This is a genomic window from Pedobacter sp. 01T416_2, assembly GCF_056398925.1.
The window spans coordinates 1-8787 of the sequence record NZ_JBFTQI010000176.1 but is presented as its reverse complement, the minus strand read 5'-3'; the positions used below and the strand labels follow the sequence as shown (position 1 = coordinate 8787).

The window sequence follows — 8787 nt, the reverse complement described above, 5'->3', positions numbered from 1 at the left end:
GCTGATCAATACCGAAGTGAGTCAGTACCTCGAAAAATCGCAGGCTAATTTACAGGCTTCATACCCTTGTTATTTTGCCAAATTCAGAACTGATGGAGTGGAGTACGATATTTACATCGGACAGGAAATTGCACCAGATCGGCCATTTGATTTGTTGTATCTCAAAAATATCCGTCTTTGGCAGTTAACTTCAATGGTCGATATCGCACGTTTATCGAAAGGCTTAATTGGCGAAATGCCCCGTGCATTAGAAACCACACAGCTGATCTTTATCCACTCAAATGCAATTGATATTAGCTTTAGGAACGATGAACGCCGTTTTGATGTAGAAGGTGCTTACAACATCCGTTACGAAGTWGTTAAAAAACGTATTGATAAAGTATTGGTTAAAGGTACAACCGAACGTTTAACACAGCCCCATAAAATCGCAATGGTTTATTTCAATCCTGAAGAAGCCAAAGAATATATGGAGTACATTAAATATATGCAGGTTCAAGGCTATTTAAACGACGATTTAGAGCAACTTGAATTAGATGAACTTCAAGGTGTTTCCGGGTTAAAAGCTTTAAGGGTAGGCGTAAAATATCTGGAAAGTAAAGTAGCAGGTAAAACAGATGCTGCTAAAAAACTTAAACCTAAAGAGATCAAATCCATCGAGAAGGAAATCGCGAAAGTGCTACAACACTAAAACTACAGATCAGTGACGCTACAAGTTAAAGGCTGTATCATAAATTTTGATTCCACTCGAACTTGTCACGTTGAGCTTTCGAAACGTCTTGCGAAGTATTTAAACAGGTCCTTCGACAGGCTCAGGATGACAAGCTATATTTATGATACAGCCTCCTTAGAAGTTTGTACTATATTATGTTTAAAACAAAAGGCTTTCTGATCAGATCAGAAAGCCTTATTTCATTTGTGCGTTTTTATTATTTGATTGCAGCAATTTCTTTTTCAATTGCAAAAGTTTCTACAGAGCTGATGTTCGTTTTTAAAGCAGCAAATCTATCGATGGTTAATTTTTGTGATTTACCCATAACCAAAGTATGTTGATCAGTTGAACCACTTAATTTTAAATCTGCATTATCGGCAATTACAGTGTACAAACCTTCTGAGCTGGTATTGATTTCGGCATGTGCATTTCCTTTTAAAAAGATCTGAAGATATTTAGTTTTTAGTTTTCCTTCAGTTTTAACAATTGCATTTTCTGATGCTTCTATTCTGTAAAAATCGTTTACATAAACAGTTAGTTTTGCTTTTTCGGTACTGGTTGAAGTAATTTTTAAATTATCACCATCCTGCATCACTTTTGCTGTTCCTGTGTTATCATCAGTGTAAGAAATGCCTGGGTTACTCCGCTGGATAATGGTTACTTCTACATTTCCTTTTACAGAAATTCTTTTAAAAGCTGATATTTTTAAAATTGCATCTGGCTCTTTTTCTGTTGCAGAAACGCTTGTCGTAAATAGAGCTGATGATAGAACGATTGCTGTTAATGAAGTGGCGATTAAGGTTTTGATTGAGGTTTTCATAATATTTTTATTTAATAATTAAATGTTAATTAATTGTTATTTAAATGTTTAAGTCTTTTTGTTATAGTTTTGATGATAAGACGCAGTGAAATGAAAAACGTTGCAGGCAATGTTGCGTTTTTATACAATCGATAGTTAATACTCGACGAACAGGCATTAATTCAAGACGAAAACTTGAAACTTTTACCAAGCATTTGTAAAATATTTTAAGATTTTTTATTGATCTAGTCTTTTTCTTTATATTTATTGAGAATTTTAGTCTGTTTATTTATGAAGAAAAAGGTTGTGCTTGTTCAGGATAATAAAGATATCCTTGATATAATGGACCATGTACTGGAAGAGGAGGGATTTGATGTTACGGCATCATTAACAACTGAGCCTATAGATAAAATAGACCAAATTGAACCCGATGTCGTGATTGTGGATGATCACATTAAGGGAAAAAAGAGAGGATCACAGGTGATTAAAGAACTTAAATCTGACCCTGAAACAGAAGATGTATCGGCTGTGTTAACTTCAACGTCAAATAACTTACCTCAACAGGCAGAAGAATGCAAAGCTGATGATTATATCGAAAAACCGTTTGATATCGATCACTTGGTTGAAGTAGTGAAGAAAAACAGCTAGATTTTTATCGAAATGACGACCTTTCGGGAGTGAAATCTATAAGTTACATTATTTAGATTTAAGCCAATAGATTTCTCACTACGCTATCAATGATAGATTCTCTATTAGGGCAGTCGTCATTCCCGCGCAGGCCGGTCGCGTAGACACAATTCTATTCATCTTGCGTCATTCCCGTGAAAACGGGAATCCTAAAGCTTCAAATATTGCTCACTAACCTTTCTTGTTGCATTAAGATTGCCAGTCAAGCTGGCAATGACAGTCAATGCTAAGAATATTGCAAAAGATGTGCCCACAAGATAGGCGCAGGCACAATCTTAAAGCTTATTGTATTAAGATTCCGAATCAGGTTGTTAATGACGATTTATCGAAATGAATTTCTCTAGGCAGTTACATTAGGCTTAAACGTATCTGTTTTAACCGTTGCTTTTAATTCATGTAATATCGTATACAACCCAAAATTAGTCCGGTTAACGTAAATAAAATGTTTTACGCCACGAGCCTGTTTAAATTCTGGCATTTTAGAAATTTTTTCGCCATAGATATATAGTTGCTCAAAAAAATCAGGTTTACTAAAATCGAAAAATTTACTGGTATAGGGTTTGGCGAATAGACTGATCATCTCCCTATACGATTTATGGTAAAACTCAATCTGCTCAGGAGAATCGTCGGCATGGATCATCTCCAGTTTTCTAAATGCATYTATCGTTTTATTTTTATCATTAATTACATCAGTAGAAATTAAGGCGAAAAACGGGTAATAGAAATCATCAGGCATTTCTTTTATACATCCAAAATCAATTACTCCAAGGTTTTCATCCGGTGTAATCATAAAATTTCCAGGATGTGGATCCGCATGCACAGCCCTTAGCTCATGCTGTTGGAAATTATAGAAATCCCACAGCGCCTGTCCGATTTTATTACGTAATTCCTGAGAAGGATTTGTTTGTAAAAATTCTTTTAAATGCAAACCATCAATCCAGTCCATGGTAATGATCCGCTTTCCGGATAATTCTGGATAGTACTTTGGAAATACAACATGATCGAGGTTTTTACAGGCTTCTGAAAATTCGATAGAACGTTTAACTTCCAGTTCGTAATCTGTTTCTTCGAGCAAACGTTCTTCAACTTCTTTAATATAGATATTCAATTCCCTTTCCGACATGCCCAATAAACGGAAAGCGAAAGGTTTTACCAGTTTCAGATCAGAAGAAATACTGTCTCCAACACCAGGGTATTGAATTTTAATGGCGAGTTTTTTACCATTAAGCATCGCTTGATGCACCTGTCCAATAGAAGCTGCATTACTGGAGCTTAAGTTAAAACTATCGAAAATATTTTCAGGTGTTTTACCGAAATTTTTGGTGAAAGTTCTAACAATTAACGAACCTGAAAGGGGTGGAGCATTGTATTGAGATTGGGTAAATTTATCGACGTAAGATTTCGGCAGGATATTCTTATCCATACTCAACATCTGTGCGATTTTTAAGGCACTGCCCTTTAATTCGCTCAGCGATTTATATATGTCGGTTGCATTGTCCTCGTTAAGCTGTTCTCGGTCCATTTCAGGGTTAAACAGTTTTTTTGAATAATGCTTAATGTAGTTGCCCCCGATCTGAATACCTGTTTTAACAAATTTTGCCGAACGTTCTACCTTTGTAGTTGGAATACTTTTTTGTGTCTTCATCTGGTATTTAAAACCTCATCTTTTCTGCAAACTTCCCATTCCTGGATAAAAACTTCCCGTATTCCAATAAATTATCAATTGGCGAATGCTGAAAAAGATCGAAAGTTACATTAATGCCTTTTTCGATGGCCTCATCGCTTTTTTCGAAACCTTCACTATCATCGTTGATCCAAAAATTAACAATAAATGCAAACTGGATACATAAGGCATCTTTGTATCTTTTACTTAGAAAGCGGCGCTCGGCAAGCTCACCACTATCTAAACCTTCTTCAATAATTTCTTGTGCAAAGTTTTCGAAAATAGGTTTTACGCCAGCAAGTACATCGGGAGTAGAAAATTTACCACGGTGATTCTTTAAGCTGTAAATCACAAAACTGCGTTCGTTCTTCAGGTTTTCGAGGTAACTGTAAAAGAAAGAAAGCATTTTTTCTCTGGCTGTATATTGGGGCCAAACTTCCTGCTCTTTAATTTTGTTAATGGTTTCGAAAGTAAGTTCGAACCAGATTATTTTTTCAATGCTTTCAAAAGAAGAGAAAAACTGATAAAAATCGGCCTCGGTAATTTTAAGCTTTTTCACAAAAACATAAACCGATTTTGGTTTTTCATTGTTTGTTAAAACATAATCTAAATATGCTTTTCTAATTTGCTGAGCAGTTGCCATATACCTGTTTTTTACAATTATAACGTTTAATTTATTGGCTTGTTTTTGCAGTTGGTTTTTTGTTGATCATGAAATTGTAATAATAGCTTTCAAAATATTTGAATTTGATTTTTTGACTAATTATTTTAGTTTTTTGTGAGTTTTAATGTTGATAATTTTTTAAGAAAAAACTAAAATAATTAGTATTTTTGTTTCTGAGTATTCCTTATAACTAAATAAAGCAAGATGATCCAGGTAAACGATTTTTTATATGGCAAAATGGAACTGCCAATGGTATTTTCTGATCTGTTAAATACCGATGCTTTAAAAAGGTTAGGCGGAATTCATCAAAGCGGTGCTATATTTTTGGTCAATCCGGATATCTGCCATTCGCGGTTGGAGCATGCCATAGGAGTTACCATGTTGATCAGGATGCTTGGTGGTTCGGAACTGGAACAAATTGCGGGGTTGCTACACGATATTTCGCATACTGCTTTTTCTCATGTGGGCGATTATGTTTTCGACAATACAGATGAAGACTATCATGAAAAGGTTTTCGCCGAAGTTTTATGCAGATCGGAAGTGCCTGATGTGCTGTTAAATTATGGATACAATGTTAACCAGATTCTGTATGGTACGTTTGATATTTTAGAACAGCCATTGCCATCGCTCTGTGCCGATCGTTTGGACTACACTTTGCGTGACGGTATTCATGGTGGGGTAATTTCCCGTCAGCGTGCCCGCGAATTTTTGACTTCCATTGTGTTGAAGGATGGGAAAATAGCGGTGAATGCAGAAACTGAGGTGGCTTGGATTAATGAAGCTTTTGAAAAACTGAATAATGAAGTGTTTAAACTGCCGCTTCACCTTTACGCCAACGGCAAAATGGCCGAATTAATTAAGAAATTTCTGAATAAAGGGGTGTTGGTTGAAAGTGATATGTTTAAAACAGATACCATGTTGCTAAACAAAATCAGAACTTCTTATGAAGGATATGAAGCCATTAAATCAATCAAACAGTTAAAAGGTTTCGCCGAATTTATGCGCCATGGAGCGGTGCCAAAGATAAAAAAAAGAACTTTGAATGCTTTGATGGTTTAGTGTTTAGGAGTTGATGTTTTACGTCGTTTCGTCCTCCTGAACTTGTTTCAGGATCTTTCTTGTAACTTATAGATCAATGGTTATGAACCAATGAACAAGTTTGGCACGGATACGCAATAACAAAGCTTATCCCTCGCTTAGTCATCCTGAGAGATAATTTATTGTATAAAAATCAATTTAAATAACATAGAAATTCAAAGAGATAGCTCCCCCAAGATTCGTCATTTCGAGCGGAGTGCAACGCAGTCGAGAACCACGAAGTGCTCAGCGAAGCTAAATCTGTCAAGATAGATCTCTCTCCCGAAAGTTCGGGACTGCGCTCCAGTCGAGATGACGATTCTTTTTATTGAAAGTCTATCAATGGTAACTTGTTTCAAGAGCTTTCCTATATAACGAGAATAAAACCAATGGCTAATTGAACCAATCAACCAAACCATTTCAGAAGAATTAACGTATATTGTGAAAAATATAAAAATATGTCTGCAATAGAAATTATTTTAATAGGAGTGGTTATTCTGCTTATTTTTGGTGGCAAAAAATTGCCTGAATTGATGAGAGGAATAGGGAGAAGTGTGAAAGAATTTAAAGATGCCAAAGACGAACCTCCGGTTAAATAATTGTAACAAACAAAACTTTCTGTTAATGGCGCTGTTTTAACTAAAATAAACGCTAACATGGAAAATCAAAAACAAGATCTGGCTAAATCAAAATCCGATTTTACAGAAGATAATGCAAAACATCCGGTTAAAGGAATAAATGATTGGAATGACCGCTTGGATGAAAATCTGGAGCCTGAAGAGCATAACGATAATGCTGCAGACGAAAAAGCCAAAGATTTCTCTGCAAAATACGGTAGCGGCGATCAGTCCGATCAGGGTAGTAACTGAATTTTTATCATTTAGCCACTTTTAATAGGTGGCTTTTTGGTTTTATCTTATTAATTCTTCTCATAAGAATTATACATTTATGTAAAACTTTTTTACACCACTGCTCTGGTTTATTACACGAAAGGTGATTTTTTCGCTTAAAAGTGTTAAAATTGCACCAATTGTTTTTTCTTGTGATTTGATTAATAGTATATTGCATATCTAATCAAACAAACATGTATAACGTTTTCAAATTAAACTGATAGGTAATGAGCAGGCATTGTTTATTGGTTTTGCTTATCTTGCTTTTTGCAACATCTTTGTCTTTTGCTCAAAATACATCAAATAAGGGAAAAGATTTTTATGTTCCTTATGCAGGGCATATTGATGGTAATAACTCCAGGTTAACGCTGTTTTTATCTACAGATCAGGCTACCGGATATAAGGTTTATATTGGGGGCGTTTTGGTGTCTCCGGTTGGTGCCACTATTCCGGCCAATAGCTGTTTGCCATTTGTAATCAATCCAAATACCTATGCCGTATTAATGGGGAGCTCCAATTTAATAGAGCCAAATAAAGCCATTAATGTAGTTACCACTAAAGCAATATCATTGTATAGTATCATTTCTAATAATGCCCGTACGGGTGGTACTTTAGTATTGCCAACAAACACACTTGGACAAGAATATTATGCCTTTAGCTACGAAAACCATGGAAATCAACAAGGCTTTTCTCAATTTACAATTGTAGGAACGGTTGATAATACAGATGTGGAGATTACGCCTAAACAAAACGAAAGATATGGAGGAAGAACCGCCAATACGACTTTTACCATTAAGTTAAATAAAGGCGATGTTTATCAATATCAATCAGTTGGTGATTTAACAGGAAGCCACATTAAAGCCTTGAACTGTAACCCTGTAGCCGTATTTACAGGTAATACCTGGGCAGCATTTTGTAATGAAGGTAATAGCCGCAATCCGAGTGGTGGCGATAACCTGTATCAGCAGATTTTTCCAGTTTCTGCATGGGGGAAAAATTTTGTAACTGCACCTTTTTATAATACTCTTCATGGTAATACCGATATTATGAGGATAATTGTAGCTGACGATAATACGATATTAACCGTTAATGGGAGTACTACAAGCGCCAATGGAACCCCGCTTTCTAATCCATATAATAAGGGAGCGGTAGTTACCTTTTTTTCTACTTCAGCAAATATAATTTCTGGCTCTAAACCAATTGCTGTTGCGCAATACCAAACTTCGCAAACTTGCAATCAAAACAATGGAACAGGTACCAATCAAGCGCAATTTCCAGGCGATCCTGAAATAACCGTGCTTAACCCTGTAGAGCAAACATTAAATAATATAACGGTTTTCTCTGATTTGGGATCAGTAGGGGTTCCTACGCAGATCACCAGATACTATCTCAATGTAATTATTAAAACAGCAGATATAGCTTCGTTTAGGCTGGATGGTAACCCAGTAAGTAATTTTACAGCTATTGATAATGTATTTAGCTATGCTGTAATTGATGTGACCAATACGCAGCCCCAGCATAGGTTATCTGCAGCAGGTGGTTTTTCAGCAATTTCGTATGGCTATGGGACGGTAGAGTCTTACGCATACTTAGCTGGAGCAAATATTCAGAACTTTACTTTTCAGCCTACCAGTACAGTTACGGGACAACCCATTAGCAGCGGTTGTTTAGGGGAGCCCATCAGTTTAACTATAAATTTACCTTACCAGGCTATTAAAATAGACTGGGAAATTGAGGGGGCAGCGAGTTTTACTGATGATAATCCGGTGGCAATAAATACCTTTACCAGACCAAATGATAATAATACTTATTACACCTACAAGTACCCTAACGACCTGAATTATCCAAACCCCGGTGATTATCAGTTTAAAGTAATTGCAACTAAGCCCAACGCCGATAATTGTGGCAATACAGAAGAATTGATTATAGATTTTTCGGTTGATAATCAGCCTACTGCCGCATTCGAATTACCCGCTACTGGTTGTCAATCCAATGGTGTTCAATTTACTGATAAAAGTACATCCAATTCAAATTCGCGAAGCATTACACAGTGGTTATGGGACTTTGGTGATGGAAAAACATCTCCTGAGCAGAACCCTGTTCATGTTTACGATCGCCCAGGTACTTATAATGTGGTTTTAACGGCCATAACAGATTCTAAATGTTCGGAAACATCTTCAGCATTTCCAATTGTAATTAACCCTCAACCTTTATCCGATTTTGATGTGAAAGGTTTGTGTGCAGGCAGACCGATTATTTTGACAGAAAAATCGACGATAGAAGGCACTGGGACTATTG

At 36.1% G+C, this 8787-nt stretch carries 8 protein-coding genes and 1 pseudogene; 6 read left to right on the top strand and 3 right to left on the bottom strand.

Annotated elements, in window-relative coordinates; translation table 11 throughout:
- Positions 1-688 (top strand): annotated as a pseudogene (locus tag AC1DPQ_RS09755) (hypothetical protein); the annotation flags it as partial.
- Between the two features lie 238 nt (positions 689-926).
- On the opposite strand, the gene AC1DPQ_RS09750 reads toward AC1DPQ_RS09755, so the two are convergent.
- Positions 927-1529, bottom strand: a complete 603-nt coding sequence (locus AC1DPQ_RS09750; protein ID WP_230151009.1) for a GIN domain-containing protein — start codon at positions 1527-1529, stop codon at positions 927-929.
- 270 nt (positions 1530-1799) lie between these two features.
- On the opposite strand from AC1DPQ_RS09750, the gene AC1DPQ_RS09745 reads away from it, so the two are divergent.
- Entirely contained in the window at positions 1800-2156 is a 357-nt protein-coding gene (locus AC1DPQ_RS09745; RefSeq protein WP_477585739.1) for a response regulator, read from the top strand.
- A 379-nt stretch (positions 2157-2535) separates the two neighbouring features.
- Here AC1DPQ_RS09745 and AC1DPQ_RS09740 read toward each other — a convergent pair whose 3' ends face one another.
- Complete coding sequence (locus tag AC1DPQ_RS09740) at positions 2536-3840, bottom strand: ABC1 kinase family protein (RefSeq protein WP_477609039.1); 1305 nt, start codon at positions 3838-3840, stop codon at positions 2536-2538.
- Positions 3841-3847: 7 nt separating this feature from the next.
- The gene (locus tag AC1DPQ_RS09735; protein WP_477586045.1) at positions 3848-4501 is read right to left on the bottom strand and encodes a TetR family transcriptional regulator C-terminal domain-containing protein; all 654 of its coding nucleotides are present in this window, start codon (positions 4499-4501) and stop codon (positions 3848-3850) included.
- A 225-nt stretch (positions 4502-4726) separates the two neighbouring features.
- On the opposite strand from AC1DPQ_RS09735, the gene AC1DPQ_RS09730 reads away from it, so the two are divergent.
- The 4 genes from AC1DPQ_RS09730 to AC1DPQ_RS09715 form a co-directional block, all read left to right on the top strand.
- Positions 4727-5581 (top strand): HD domain-containing protein, encoded by an 855-nt coding sequence (locus tag AC1DPQ_RS09730; protein ID WP_477609037.1) that lies wholly within the window; start codon positions 4727-4729, stop codon positions 5579-5581.
- Between the two features lie 476 nt (positions 5582-6057).
- Positions 6058-6198 carry a Sec-independent protein translocase subunit TatA/TatB gene (locus AC1DPQ_RS09725; protein ID WP_083505447.1) on the top strand — a complete coding sequence of 47 codons (141 nt, stop codon included), beginning with the start codon at positions 6058-6060 and terminating at the stop codon, positions 6196-6198.
- Positions 6199-6255: 57 nt separating this feature from the next.
- The gene (locus AC1DPQ_RS09720; RefSeq protein ID WP_477584703.1) at positions 6256-6468 is read left to right on the top strand and encodes a hypothetical protein; all 213 of its coding nucleotides are present in this window, start codon (positions 6256-6258) and stop codon (positions 6466-6468) included.
- 248 nt (positions 6469-6716) lie between these two features.
- Positions 6717-8787, top strand: a 2071-nt coding sequence (locus tag AC1DPQ_RS09715) for a PKD domain-containing protein (protein WP_477609036.1), incomplete at its 3' end; no start/stop codon positions are given.